Raw genomic sequence first — 13782 nt, 5'->3', positions numbered from 1 at the left:
GGTGTTAATTGAATAATCAGTCAGGCGTTATTACCAGAATCTGCTTATTTGTTTTGATATTAGTATGTGCCGGAAAAGCCCATACACTGAGAATCGATGATTTCCTGAATAAAAATAATAACGATATATACGCATCATTCGAAAAAGCATTCACGGAGGCTCAGGAGCTGCCCGGAGAATCGATTATTGAGCTCTCTGGAAAAACCTACACTCTCCCGGAGCGTGAAGACAGCTGGTGCTGCCTGAAGCTTCATGGCATCTCTGATTTAATAATAGAAGGAAACGGGAGCACTGTTCTGCTAAAGCCCGGGAATAATTTTCTTTATCTAAGCGATTGCAGCAATATAGAAATCCGCAATCTCAAGATAGATTATTCGCCCCTTCCTTTTATTCAGGGCAGGGTTTTAAAGACGTTCCCGGAAGACGGAGTTCTGCTCGGGAAAACAGCCGATGGCTTCAGTCCGGTAACTATAGAAGAAAACCTCAAACACTGCGCACTGCTTGAAGAGAACAACTACACGCATAAATGGTTTTACCTAAGCTCAGTGGAAGAGCTTTCAAAAACAATTATAAAACTCAAGGCCAAACCAGACCACAAAGACAGGATATCCAAAGTGAAGGAGGGGATGAATTTTGTTTTTGCTGCCCCTCAGCTTTCTGAAAGCAGCAGGGAAAAGCGGTTCGACACAAAAAAACTCCGCGGAAGCAAAGTTTTCCAGACAACGCCGTCAGGAGTGATTCAGGCCTCCGGCTGCGAGAATTTGAAGTTCCGAAATATCCGCCACTACATAAGCCCCTCTATGACCTACCGCCTCACAGGGTGCAGGAAAGTCCAGTTGGAAAGGGTGCAGATACTCAAAAAGCCCGGCAGAGAAAGGCTCGCCGCTTCGCTCTCAGATGGTATGCACATAAAAGACTGCGACGGAGTTCGTATTGAGAGCTGCCATTTCGAAGCCCTTCTGGATGATTCGATAAATATCTCGTCTATGGCATATAAGGTGCTCAGGCAGCTTTCCCCAGCCGCCTATAAAGTTCGCTACAGCGATATAGTATGGTACGATGCTCCGGTAAAAGAAGGGCAGACTGCTCTAATATTTGATCCTCTCAGGGCTGAAATTACAGACCGCATAAAAATCGAGCAGGTGAAATTTACCGCTAACAGAGAGCGGATTATAACCCTTGCCCGTCCGCCGGAAAACCTCGATTTAGAGGGAATGAAGGCCGAAGGCCTGAGCCCCAGCTTTTTTATACAAACAGAAGACCCTGCAATAGTTACAAACTGCACCTTCCGCAATCAGATGAAGGTAGGGATTGTTGTGAGAACTCCCGCACGTATCAGAAACTGCGATTTCAGCAGAACAGCTATGGGCGTGCACAGCTTCAATTCGTTCAAATTTGCAGAAGGCCCGATCCCAGAAGATCTCGTAATAAGAAACAACACCTTCTCCGATATCCTCTACTGCCCGATTTCTGTAAGCAGGCTGGGGAAGGGAGAGATAACCCCCGCCGGCGGGCCGGTAACCATAGACAGCAATCAGATTACAATGCACTCAGACTGCGGAATCTCTGTGAGCGGGATTAAGGACGTTAATATTGTGCGAAATATCATATACCCCTCAGACAGGCCTCTGCCAACCCTTGAGCCGATTAAAATCAGAAACTGCTCCGATGTTACGCTTGTACCTGTGGGCAAAGGATTCTTCGAACTCTCAAAATAAGCCTGCAAGCGGTCTGCTATTCTTGCCCGTCTGATACTTTTCCGAAAAGGGTGAGCGCTGAGGTTTTCTCTATAATAATATCTGCAAATTTTCCAGTAAGCTCTTCTTGCCCGTTAAACACAACTATGTAATCCCCGGCAGTTCGGCCGATGAGCTGGGGAGATTTTTCGTTATCGGCATTGTTGAGGTGTCCTTTGCTGCTCCTGCCTTCCACGAAAACCCGCATCTTTCTGCCCTCAAATTTTTTATTGTCCTCGCTGCTGATTGATTCCTGAAGGGCGAGAAGTTTGATGTTTCTCTCCCGCTTGATCTTATCGGGCACATTATCCTCAAGCCTTTTTTCAGTGCTGGTTCCCGGTCTCGGGGAATACTTAAAAGCAAAGATGTTTTTGTATCGAATCCGTTCAACGAGCTTCTCAGTCTCGCGGAAATCTTCCTCGCTCTCTCCCGGAAAGCCTACAATAAAATCCCCTGCAACAGCAATCTCCGGAACGTGCTCTCTGGCCTCATCTATCAGGCGGATATAATCCTGCGGCGTGTATTTCCTGTTCATAGCCTTCAAAACCTTTTCAGACCCGCTCTGAGCAGGCAGGTGCAGATACGGACAAACCTTGTCAATCTCTGCGACAGCCTTGAAAAGGGGGGTGGTGTAATCCATATACGGGTAGTTGGTAACGAAGCTTATCCTATCGATCCCGTCTATCTCGGCTGTTTTCTCAAGCAGGTTGTGCAGGCGGTATTCATTGCCGTTTTCTGTATGCCTGTAGGAGTTTACGGTCTGCCCAAGCAGGGTAACCTGCTTAACGCCTGATTCTGCGAGCCGTCTTATCTGATTGAGGATTTTATCAGGGCTTCTGGATACCTCCGGGCCGCGTACAAAAGGCACGATGCAGTAGCTGCAGAAGTTGTTGCAGCCCCTCATAACCCGCACAAACGCCTTGTTCTTATGTTCTGTGAGGTTTGGCGAATTCTCAAGCTCAAACTCATCAAGCATAGCTGAGTTCTTGGCTGAAGGCGATTTCCGGATTTGCGGCGATACGTTTATAACCCCGCCTTTGCTGCCTTCCAGCTTTTCAATCACCATCTTTTTGAGCTCTGGAATCTGGCCTGGGCCGCAAACAACATCCACTTCCTCACGTTCGAGCAGTGAATTCCCGAGCCTCTGCGCCATGCAGCCTATCACGCCCACAACCACCTTCCGCCCGCTGCGTTTGAGGTGTTTTGCATATCCAAGGCGGGATAGAACGCGATGCTCTGCGTGCTCGCGCACCGAACAGGTGTTCATAAGTATAACGTCAGCCTCGGTCTGGTTATCCGTGAGCTCAAATCCTGATTTTGTGAATTCCGCCTCAACAAGGCTTGTATCCAGTTTGTTCATTTGGCAGCCGAAGCTGACTATGTAAAGTTTCATTTTATTCATATGCAGCGAAGTATACTCAGCACAGCCGAGAAATCAATTTTGCCCTGATAAACACCCTGCAGCCGTCAGCGAAAATTTGCTTTGAAGCATTAGTTTGTTGCAAAAATTAAGCTTATGTATATCCTAATAATTTTATAAACCCAACTCAGTTCTGGAGATAAAGCAATTTGAAGCTTAATATACTTTGCATTGGAGATATTGTGGGAAGACCGGGCAGGGAGGTTCTCGAGAAGGTTCTCCCCCAGCTTAAAAGTGCGCACGGAATAGACTGCGTTATAGCGAATGCGGAAAACAGCGCAGCCGGCTCCGGCATCACTCCAAAGCTCTACAAATCCATCAAGGCTTGCGGAGTTGATATAATCACCCTCGGAGACCACGCCTACAAAAGACGGGAGATCGTTCCAATTCTTGAAGAAAACCGAGATATAATAAGGCCTGCGAATCTTAGCCGGTCTGCACCGGGCTGCGCGGAGGTGATTTTCAATACGGCCAAGGGGGCCTCAGTGGGGATTATTTCTCTTATCGGCAGGGTTTTTATGCAACCTGCAAACTGCCCCTTTGAACACTGCGATAATATCCTCGGCAGGCTCAAAAAGCAGGCTGATATCATAGTAGTGGAAGTTCACGGAGAGGCTACCAGCGAGAAGGCTGCATTAGCTCATTACCTCGACGGAAAGGCGAGTTTCGTATTCGGAACTCATACCCACGTGCAAACTGCGGATGAAAGGATTCTGCCCAAAGGTACGGGTTTTATCACCGATATCGGTATGACAGGCCCGTTTCATTCTATAATAGGGCGTGATATTGAAAACGTTATAAAATCAATGCGTACGCAGGTGAATTTCCCATTTGACGTTGCAGGCGAGGATCTAAGGCTTTCGGGAGCTATTGCAGTGATTGACACTGCTTCAAAGAAGACTGAATCAGTTACACGCGTAATTGAGAAATCCTAACTTGAAATCCGCCTTTGCTAATGATATAAAAATACATTGAATATTATAAGCTGAGATTCTTATTACTCATTCAGCTTGAAGAGGTTAGCGAAATGAATGATTTTGAAGGAAAAAATCTGCCTGAAACAAGGGCGGTTATAGATATAGGTTCAACCTCCATCAGGATGGTGATTGCTGAGATCAAAATAGACGGCATCCGGCAGATAGAAACTTTGAGCAAAGATACCAACCTCGGCAGGGACACTTTTAAGAAAGGTATGATAAGCATCGAAACAGCAGAAAGCTGCGTTTCAGTGCTGAGGGGATTTAAGCGTGTGCTCGCTGAATACGGGATTGACAGCCCTGAGAGAATCAAGGCAGTGGCTACAAGTGCAGTACGAGAGGCGAGAAACAGCGAAACTTTCGTTGACCGCATCTATATGGCAGTTGGAATAAAGGTGGATGTTATAGACGGGGCAGACGTAAACCGCCTTACATTCTTCGGTCTTCAAAAGTCATTCAGTGAGGAGCCTTTTCTTTCAAATAATAAGGTGCTCGTAGTGGAGGTCGGAGGCGGTTCGCTTGAGCTTATAGGGATGGACAGCGGGAGGGTTTCCTTCTCGCAGACCTACCGTCTCGGGGCATTCCGGCTTCGGGAAAGGGTGGAAAATATTTCTGCAGGGCCTGAAGAAACCCTCGAGATGTATGAAGCTGAGATCTTGAAAACCGTTCGCCAGATTCATGAGTATGTGGGCAGAGCATCGAATCAGAAGCTCCTAGCGCTGGGTGGAGATGCAAGGTTCGCTGCCTCTATGCTCAATAAAAATTGGGACGGAGAGTCTATCTCTTCTGTTAATCTCTCGCGTCTGAACAAGCTTGTGGAGTCTGTTATAAATCAAAGCGAGGAAAGCCTCGTTCAGAAATACAATATGTCTTTTGCAGATGCCGAAACACTCGCCCCAGCTCTGAAGATCCTTGCCTGCCTTGCAGGCGAGCTGCATATACGTTCTATTCTCGTGGGCACTTCCACCCTGCGCGACGGGCTTTTGTATGAGCTTGCAAACGGGGGTGCATGGACAAGAAGCTTTATGGAGCAGGTGGAATATTCCGTGAGGAGGGTAGGGGAGAAATACGGCTATACACGTGAGCATGCTGATTTTGTAAAGGATATATCTCTGAGGCTTTTCAAAGAAATGAAATTTGAGCATAAGCTCTCCCGCCATTATGAAGGCATACTTGTCGTAGCATCTCTTCTGCACGATATAGGAAAGTATATCAGCAACAGAAGCCATCATAAACACAGTCAGTATCTAATTGAAAACAGCGATATTTTTGGCTTGAGCGATAGAGACACTTCAATTGCTGCCCTTGTTGCAAGGTATCACAGGAGGTCTTTGCCTAAGGCCTCCCATGATAAGTATGTATCTCTGGATAAAGATACAAGGCTCACCGTAAAAAAGCTCGGCTCTATACTCCGCGTTGCAGATGCTCTGGACTACAGCAGGCAGTTCAAGGCCGAAGATATTTGCATAGAAAGAACAGACAGTGAACTTTTGTTCAAAATTTCAACTAATAGAGATATAGCCGCTGAGAAGGTCGTGGTGAAGGAGAAATCTGAATGGTTCGAAAGGGTTTACGGGCATAAAGTGAAATTCGTTGCCTGCTGAACTTCGCCAAAGCTGAAGGAGCTGATTTATGAGCAGAGAGATACCTTACACTAACAGAGAACTGAGCTGGATAGATTTTAATTTCAGGGTGCTTTATCAGGCATTCGACAAGAATAACCCGCTCTTGGAGAGGCTGAAATTTGCAGCCATTACCGCCTCAAATCTTGATGAATTTATTATGGTTCGTGTGGGCGGGCTTATGTATATGCGGAAAAGGGGCAAACGCAGAAAAGACCCCTCCGGCATGACACCTTACGCCCAGCTGAAGGCGATTAACAAGCGGGTTAATCAAATGTACTGCGAGCAGTACACCCATTACACAAAAACCCTTGAGCCCGCTCTTGCAGGCAAAGGCTTTAAGCGCAAGAGATACAGTGAGCTCAGCTCGGAACAGAAATCGTTTTTGGATGATTATATTTCAAGAGAGCTTGCCCCTGTTCTAACGCCCTCTGCTGTAGAGCTGGATGCTGTTAAGCCTTTGATACACAATCTCGAGCTGAATATGCTGGTTCGTATTGAAGGAGAAAAAAAGAACAAAGATAAATATGCGGTAATGCCTCTGGGCATTGAGACTAAGCGTTTTATACTGCTCCCCTCCGATGTGGGCAGATGCGAGTTTATCCTCCTTGAAGATGCTGTTAAAGAGCATATCTCAAATTGGTTCGAAGGCTGTAAAGTTCTCGAATGCTGTTCATTCCGCCCAACCAGAAACGCCGATATCGAACTGCAGGAGGATGAAGCTCCTGATTTGCTTACGGGTATGGAAGAGGTGCTCGAAGAGAGAAAGAGCAGCGACTGCATCAGGGTTGAAATTGAAAGCGGGGTGTCAGCGAGGGCAGAGGAATTTCTGCGTGAGCTGCTTGGATGCGACAAGAAATGGACATTCCGACTGGACGGGCCTTTAGATCTGAAGGCGTTTATGGAGATGACTTCTGTGGAGGGCTTTGAATCGCTCAAGAATGAGCCTTGGCATCCTCAGCCCTCAGACCAGATTGATCCCTCTGCGGGCATATTTGAGCAGATTCAGAAAAAAGACATTCTGCTGTATCATCCGTACGAATCTTTCGATCCTGTAATTCGGTTTGTTGAAGAGGCAGCAGGGGATCCTTCAGTATTATCGATAAAGCTGGTGATATACAGGACAAGCTCAAAAAGCCCCATGGCCGCAGCCCTTAAAAGGGCGGCGGAAAACGGCAAATATGTTACCGCTCTTGTGGAGCTCAAGGCAAGGTTTGATGAGCGCTCAAATATTGAATGGGCAAGGGTGCTTGAGAATTCCGGAGTGCAGGTGATTTACGGGGTGAAGGGGCTCAAAACGCATTCCAAGGTTTGCGTGGTGGTTCGGAGGGAGGAAACTGGCGTTGTTAGATATGTCCATTACGGCACCGGAAACTATAACGACAAAACAGCCAAGCTCTATTGTGATATAAGCTATATGACATGTAATGAGGCTCTAGGCTTTGATGCCACGGCCTTCTTCAACTCAGTGAGCGGCTATTCTCAGCCGCAGAACCTCAGGAGGCTTTATATGTCTCCAATTACCCTCCGAAAAAAAATAACCCAGTTGATAGAGGCGGAAACAGAGCGTGCTAAAAACGGCCAGCAGGCTCAGATTACAGCAAAGATGAATTCTCTGGTGGATGAAAAGCTTATTGGGAAGCTCTATGATGCCTCGAAGGCGGGTGTTGAGATTAAGCTGAATGTGCGCGGGATATGCTGTCTGAAGCCCGGAGTGGAAGGGCTCAGCGAGAATATCACAGTTACAAGCATCGTTGACAGATTCCTCGAGCACGCAAGAATTTACTGCTTTTATCAGGGCGGCAGCGAGAATATTTTTATTTCAAGCGCAGACTGGATGACAAGGAATCTCGATAAACGCGTGGAACTGCTTGTGCCAATAGATTCAAAGCACTGCAAAAAACGCTTAAAGAGCTTCCTCGAAACTCATATGGCGGATAATGTAAGCAGCTGGACTCTCCTCCCGGACGGAAGCTATAGGAAAAACACCCCTCGAAAAGGCGAGAAGCGTCTCAGAAGCCAGGAGGAGCTTTATCTTCAGGCTTGCCGCAGAACAGAGAGAAAAAGGCAGAAGGTTATTGATAAGTTAACGCCTCACATGGGCGAAAATTAGTCCAAAAAATTGTTTCACTTAACAATAAGGCCTGCTTGATTAGAATATCATAAGGCTTATTACGGAAAGGCGAAAAAATGAAAAAAGCAGCATTATTAGTATTAACCGCCGCAGCGATGGTTTGGGCGGTTCCCGGAACAGTAGTACATCACAAGAAGGCCGATTCCGGTGTTTATGTGGGCTCCCCAGGGATAGCGGTTCTTCAAAATGGCGATTATATTGCAAAATGTGATAATTTCGGCCCGAAGGCAGATCCTCAAACTTTAGTTTTCCGCTCAAAGAATCAGGGCAAAACATGGCAGAAGATTTCCGAAGCGCCTTGTTATTGGGCGAATATTTTCGTGCACAGCGGCTCTCTGTATATGATGGGTACAAGCCGGCCGCACGGCGATGTGGTTATCCTCCGTTCCGATGACGGGGGGGATAACTGGACCACCCCAGAAGACGAGAATTCCGGTCTCCTGCTTACCGGGGGGAAATACCATACAGCTCCTGTGCCTGTAATATATTCTCACGGCAGGATCTGGCGAGGATTTGAGGATGCTATGGGGATCGGCGGCTGGGGCGACCATTTCAGAGCCTTTATGCTGTCAGCTCCAAACGGTTCCAATCTCCTCGATGCCTCAAACTGGAGAGTTAGCAACCGAATCGGGGCAGACCAAGACTGGCTCGGCGGGAATTTCGGCGGCTGGCTGGAAGGAAATGCCGTGGCTGGGCCTGATAACAATATCCTCAATATACTCCGCGTGGATACCGACGACCGCAGGCTCGGCAGGGCAGCAATAGCTGAATGCGGCTGGAACGGCAGAAAACTTACATTCGACCCCGAAAGCGGTTTTGTCAATATGCCCGGAGGCGGGAAGAAATTTACAATCCGCTACGACAGTGAAACAGAAAGCTACTGGACGATTTCCAATGCTGTTATGCCTGCAAATACGCACGAATCAAAGAACAACGAGAGAGTGCGAAACGCAGCTGCTCTGCTTAGTTCAAAAAAACTGAGAGACTGGCAGATGAAGTGCGTTTTGCTGTATCACAAAGATGATAAGAAACACGGATTCCAGTATTTAGACTGGCTAATTGAGGGGGATGATATCATTGCAGTTTCAAGAACGGCCTTTGATGATGCCTACAGCGGCGCAGACAACCAGCATAATGCAAATTATCTTACCTTCCACAGATTCGAAGATTTCAGAGAGCTTGAGATGGAAGATTCTGCCGATGGTGCGCGCCCGGGAGAATATGCATGGGCAGGGAAGGACTGGAAAAAATGGCCGAATTTAACTGCTCCTGAAAACCCCGCCAAACCCCCGAGGGAATCACTAAAGAGCATAACCAATATTGATGTACCCGCAGGCGAGGCGCTCTGGATCACTACATACGTTAAAATCCCCGTAGACTGGCAGGACAAAAAGGTTTGGGTTTTTGCAGGCAGGATTGATGATGTCGATGATACATACATAAACGGCCTGAAGGTTGGCAGCACCGGACGAGGTCAGCAGGCTTGGGATGTTAGAAGGGTTTATGCTGTCCCCAAGGGAGCTCTTCTAGCGGGCAAATGGAATAAGGTGAGCATCAGGATTGCAAATAACGACGGTGCAGGCGGACTTGAGGAAACCCCGTCTCTATACACAATTGAGCAAGAGATTAAGCTTACCGGCAAATGGAAGAGCTCGGATATCGATGATACAGCCAACGCAGCCAGCCAGTATTACAGCGATATAAAAGCTGAGGCAGAGCAATATATGGAAAATGTCGTTGCGGAGCGAGAAATCTCTGCGATCAGCTATTAAACTTCCAGTTATCTGAAGGCGAAATGAAAAAGGCAGGGCTTTTTAGTTCCCTGCCTTTAGTTTTTCGGTTTTGACCATTTCAGGCTATTCGGTTTGGATGGTGCTTTCGCCTTGATCCTGTTGGTCTTCACCCTGCTGCTGAGCGTTTGTCATATAAACGTAAGACATACGAAGCTGGCTTAGCGTATCATCAATGTGCTTCTTCTCGTCTTCGCTGAGATTTTCTCCGCATTTTTCCTCAAGCACGCTTATAAGGTCTATATGCAGCTTGGAAACGGGCAGATTCATTACAGGGTTACCCTTCTCATCCGGCACGAGCCCGAGCCCGTATGCCGCCTGAGTGGCCAGAAGGTTCACCAGCACCTCGAAGCTCGCTTCAGGCATCTGGTTTTGATCCTGCTCGCCCTGCTGCTGATTCTCTTCTTCCTGCTGAAGCTTTTCCTTCTCTTTCTTTACTTGTTCTTTCCAGTCTGAGTCAACGTGAATGTTTTTCTCTTCACTCATAAATTCTCCAAACGTTTTCTAAATCCAAATTTGCCCACGAATTTTCGTGAGGCAGTCATTATAATATTTTCTACTGTATTATGAAGTTTTAGTTTGCCGGCAGGGGGGCAAGCCGGAAAATTTTTCTCCAAACACCTGTATGGTAAAATCATTTGCTCAATCTGCAATATTTTTCTGTATTTTTATATTTTCCAAGCTGAGCTGACTTTAAATCAGTTTGATAAGCTCAGTTTTCTTTATGCAAAAAAAAAGGCGGCTGTTCGAAAACGGCCGCCTTTGAATTTTTGGGGATAGTATTGATTATCCGCCGCAGAGAGCGAGGAGCACGCCCGCTGCTACTGCCGAGCCGATAACGCCTGAAACGTTCGGCCCCATTGCATGCATAAGCAGGAAATTGTGCGGATTTTCTTCCACACCAACCTTGTTCGCAACTCTCGCAGCCATCGGCACAGCTGATACACCAGCGGCACCAATAAGCGGATTGATTTTGTCTTTGGCGAATTTGTTGTACAGCCTTGCGATAAGAAGCCCTGAAGCTGTACCAATGCAGAACGCCACAACACCCAGAACGAGGATTCCTACCGTCTGGATGGTGAGGAATTTATCGTATGCCAGCTTTGAGCCCACAGCGAGCCCGAGCATTATCGTTACGATATTGATAAGTGAATTCTGCATCGTATCTGAGAGCCTGTTCACAACCCCTGATTCCTTGCAGAGATTACCGAACATCAGAGCACCAATCAGCGGACATGCCGAAGGCAGAAGCAGAACGCAGAGAGCCAGCACGATAATTGGGAACACTATCTTTTCGAGCTTTGTAACGTGTCTTAGCTGCTTCATCTCAATCACTCGTTCTGACTTGCTTGTGAGAGCCCGCATAATCGGAGGCTGAATCACCGGCACAAGAGCCATATAAGAATACGCCGCCACAGCTATCGCCCCGAGCAGATCCGGCGCTAGCCGGCCGGAGAGGAATATCGCAGTAGGACCGTCTGCACCGCCTATAATTCCGATTGCCGAGGCATCAGAAAGGCTGAAGCCAAGAGGCGTAATAGCAAGAGCCATCAGCAGTGTTGAGAAAATGCCGAACTGAGCAGCAGCGCCGAGTATTGCCATTTTCGGGTTTGCTATAAGCGGGCCGAAATCTGTCATAGCGCCCACACCCATAAAGATGATAAGCGGGAAAAGCCCGTTTTTCACGCCCATATCGTAGATTATGTACAGAAAGCCGTCCGGATTGCCCGGAAGCCCGGGCTCTGCAATCCCCGCGACGGGAATGTTGGCGAGTATGCACCCGAAGCCTATCGGCAGAAGGAGCAGAGGCTCGAATCCCTTGTTTATCGCAAGGAATATAAGAACAAGCCCCACGATTATCATAAGAAATCTTCCAAGCCCTTCCCCGCAGAAGCTTTCCTGCTCTTCAGCGCTTTCTGCCTGCTGCTTCCTTTCAGCAGCCGCAGCTCTTTCCTGAGCCTTTTCTGCATCTGTGGCAGGATTGAAGAATCTGTAAATCCCTGTTTGTTTCCAGAGAAGGCCGAGCTTTTCGCTGAAGCCCCCGGATTCTTCGGGAGGTTCCGAAGCAGCTTTTTCTGATTCAGTTTGTTCAGCAGCTTTCAGCACATTTCCCGCTTCTTCCTGAACGGATTCTTCGGCCTTTTTAAGGGCATTATCTGCGAAAGCAAAACCGGCTGTGATAAGCCCCGCTGCAATCACAAATATAAAAGCCCTCAGGCCGGTCTTTTTATTTTCGTTAAGTAATTTATTCACTGACCACCCCTTACATACTTATCTTCACGAGTAACTGGTCTGCCTTAACGCCGTCGCCTACTGATACTGCGATTTCTTCAACAGTTCCGGCGACATGTGATTTAACTTCCGTTTCCATCTTCATCGCTTCGAGAATCATAAGGGTCTGCCCTTCATCAACCTCATCGCCCTCGGAAACGAGAATCTTCACAACGTTGCCCGGAAGCTTTGCATTTACATTGTCCGTCTGTGCGGTTGCGTTAGAAGAGCGTTTGAAGCTTGCCTGATCAACCTCGCCTTCGGAGCAGTCGAAGTTGTAGGTCTTGCCGTTCACTACCGCCTGAGAACCCTTGACAGTAACGTTGTACTGCTTGCCCTCAAGGTTTACGCAGTATGCTTTAGGTGCGTCTTTGTCATCTGAGCCGCTCTCTTTCTTTGGCTCGTTCTTCCTGATATTGAGCTTCGCTTCGCCCTTGAGGAATGTAACGCCCTTATCCTTGCAAGTTGCAACGATGAATACGTTCTCTTCTGTCGGCTCTAAGCCTTCAGCCTCGCAGGTTTTGCGTGCCTGTTCAAGACCCTTGCTAGTGTCGCGGTCGTTGATGTCAACGGGCAGCTCTTCAGTTGGTTCAAGGTTGAGCTGCTCAGAGGCCTTCTTGATTACCTCAGGGTCTGGTTTGCAAGGGGTTTTCCCGAAGTAGCCGAGAACCATCTTGCCGTAGCCTTCTGCTATCTTTTCCCAAGGGCCGAACATAACGTTGTTGAATGCCTGCTGGAAGTAGAACTGTGATACGGGCGTAACTGAAGTGCCGAAGCCGCCTTTGCGAACTGTTTCGCTCATAGCTTCGATAATCTCTGGATACCTGTCCATCAGGCCGTTATCGCGAAGCATCTGTGTGTTTGCAGTAAGAGCTCCGCCCGGCATTGGAGACCACGGAATAACCGGCTCAACCCTGCCTGCCTCAGGCGGGAAGAAGTAGTCTTTCATGCAGTCTTTGAATACTCTTTCAGCCTCACGTACCTTCTCAGCGTTAAAGCCCAGCTCGTACTCTGTTCCGCGAAGAGCATGCCACATTACAAGGGCATCTGTCTGAGCTGTGCCGCCGGAAACGGGAGACATCGAGAGATCCAGGGCGTCTGCTCCGCCGTCGAGGGCTGCTCTGTAGCACATTACGCCGTTGCCGGCCGTTTCGTGTGTGTGCATGCGAAGCGAGATCTCCTCGGGAAGCATCTTCCTTGCAAGTTTCATCGTGTCATACACCTTAGCCGGTGTCGAAGTTCCCGAGGCGTCCTTGAAGCATACTGAATCAAACGGTATGCCCGCATCAAGTATCTTCTTCAAAACCCCTTCGTAGAATTCCGGCGTATGAGCGCCGCTGCATCCAGGAGGAAGTTCCATCATTGATACAACCACTTCGTGCTTGAGCCCCGCATCGTGAATGCACTGGCCTGAATATACCAGATTGTTCACGTCATTAAGGGCATCAAAGTTTCTGATTGTTGTGATTCCGTGTTTCTTGAAGAGCTTTGCATGAGCATTGATAACATCCCTGCTCTGCGATTCAAGCCCCACAACGTTTACCCCTCTTGCGAGGGTTTGAAGGTTCGCATCAGCTCCTGCTGTTTCGCGGAACCTGTCCATCATATCAAAAGCACTTTCGTTGCAGTAAAAGAAAAGAGACTGAAAGCGGGCTCCTCCACCTGCCTCAAAGTGCGTGATTCCTGCCTCTTTTGCAGCGGCTACTGCCGGCAGGAAATCCTCTGTTAATACTCGCGCTCCGTAACAGCTCTGGAAGCCGTCGCGGAATGCAGTTATCATAACTTCAATTTGCTTTTTCGCCATTTTATTGCTTTCCTGTACCTTTCTTAAA

General features: G+C 47.9%; 9 protein-coding genes. 5 read left to right on the top strand and 4 right to left on the bottom strand.

Annotation, left to right across the window (positions count from 1 at the left end; translation table 11 throughout):
* The first annotated feature begins 8 nt into the window (after positions 1 to 8).
* Positions 9 to 1718 carry a right-handed parallel beta-helix repeat-containing protein gene (locus STSP1_RS06295; RefSeq protein WP_085755536.1) on the top strand — a complete coding sequence of 570 codons (1710 nt, stop codon included), beginning with the start codon at positions 9 to 11 and terminating at the stop codon, positions 1716 to 1718.
* 16 nt (positions 1719 to 1734) lie between these two features.
* Here the strand turns inward: STSP1_RS06295 and miaB are convergent, their stop codons facing one another.
* The gene (miaB, locus tag STSP1_RS06290) at positions 1735 to 3129 is read right to left on the bottom strand and encodes a tRNA (N6-isopentenyl adenosine(37)-C2)-methylthiotransferase MiaB (RefSeq protein ID WP_161491640.1); all 1395 of its coding nucleotides are present in this window, start codon (positions 3127 to 3129) and stop codon (positions 1735 to 1737) included.
* Positions 3130 to 3305: 176 nt separating this feature from the next.
* Here miaB and STSP1_RS06285 point away from each other — a divergent pair, with 176 nt between their 5' ends.
* The 4 genes from STSP1_RS06285 (at position 3306) to STSP1_RS12610 (ending at position 9661) form a co-directional block, all read left to right on the top strand.
* Positions 3306 to 4091, top strand: coding sequence for a TIGR00282 family metallophosphoesterase (locus STSP1_RS06285; RefSeq protein WP_085755534.1), 786 nt, complete (start codon positions 3306 to 3308; stop codon positions 4089 to 4091).
* A 92-nt stretch (positions 4092 to 4183) separates the two neighbouring features.
* Positions 4184 to 5737, top strand: coding sequence for a Ppx/GppA phosphatase family protein (locus tag STSP1_RS06280; RefSeq protein ID WP_085755533.1), 1554 nt, complete (start codon positions 4184 to 4186; stop codon positions 5735 to 5737).
* Between the two features lie 28 nt (positions 5738 to 5765).
* Positions 5766 to 7868 carry a polyphosphate kinase 1 gene (ppk1, locus tag STSP1_RS06275; protein WP_085755532.1) on the top strand — a complete coding sequence of 701 codons (2103 nt, stop codon included), beginning with the start codon at positions 5766 to 5768 and terminating at the stop codon, positions 7866 to 7868.
* A gap of 77 nt (positions 7869 to 7945) precedes the next feature.
* Positions 7946 to 9661, top strand: a complete 1716-nt coding sequence (locus tag STSP1_RS12610) for an exo-alpha-sialidase (RefSeq protein ID WP_193432575.1) — start codon at positions 7946 to 7948, stop codon at positions 9659 to 9661.
* A gap of 84 nt (positions 9662 to 9745) precedes the next feature.
* On the opposite strand, the gene STSP1_RS06265 is transcribed toward STSP1_RS12610, so the two are convergent.
* From STSP1_RS06265 to STSP1_RS06250, 3 genes are all read right to left on the bottom strand, one after another.
* The gene (locus tag STSP1_RS06265) at positions 9746 to 10165 is read right to left on the bottom strand and encodes a DUF1844 domain-containing protein (protein WP_085755531.1); all 420 of its coding nucleotides are present in this window, start codon (positions 10163 to 10165) and stop codon (positions 9746 to 9748) included.
* 300 nt (positions 10166 to 10465) lie between these two features.
* Positions 10466 to 11677 (bottom strand): sodium ion-translocating decarboxylase subunit beta, encoded by a 1212-nt coding sequence (locus STSP1_RS06255; protein WP_418314534.1) that lies wholly within the window; start codon positions 11675 to 11677, stop codon positions 10466 to 10468.
* A 265-nt stretch (positions 11678 to 11942) separates the two neighbouring features.
* Entirely contained in the window at positions 11943 to 13754 is a 1812-nt protein-coding gene (locus STSP1_RS06250; RefSeq protein WP_085755529.1) for a biotin/lipoyl-containing protein, read from the bottom strand.
* Positions 13755 to 13782 lie beyond the last annotated feature (28 nt).

The organism is Sedimentisphaera salicampi (assembly GCF_002117005.1).
GTDB classification, from domain to species: domain Bacteria; phylum Planctomycetota; class Phycisphaerae; order Sedimentisphaerales; family Sedimentisphaeraceae; genus Sedimentisphaera; species Sedimentisphaera salicampi.
The sequence above is the reverse complement of the archived record's forward strand: the minus strand, read 5'-3'. Positions and strand labels throughout refer to the sequence as shown.

Bases quoted from the DNA above. Each gene is read 5' to 3' on its own strand.
- miaB (WP_161491640.1), bottom strand. From the start codon at position 3,129: ATGAAACTTTACATAGTCAGCTTCGGCTGCCAAATGAACAAACTGGAT.
- STSP1_RS06280 (WP_085755533.1), top strand. From the start codon at position 4,184: ATGAATGATTTTGAAGGAAAAAATCTGCCTGAAACAAGGGCGGTTATA.
- ppk1 (WP_085755532.1), top strand. From the start codon at position 5,766: ATGAGCAGAGAGATACCTTACACTAACAGAGAACTGAGCTGGATAGAT.
- STSP1_RS12610 (WP_193432575.1), top strand. From the start codon at position 7,946: ATGAAAAAAGCAGCATTATTAGTATTAACCGCCGCAGCGATGGTTTGG.
- STSP1_RS06265 (WP_085755531.1), bottom strand. From the start codon at position 10,165: ATGAGTGAAGAGAAAAACATTCACGTTGACTCAGACTGGAAAGAACAA.
- STSP1_RS06250 (WP_085755529.1), bottom strand. From the start codon at position 13,754: ATGGCGAAAAAGCAAATTGAAGTTATGATAACTGCATTCCGCGACGGC.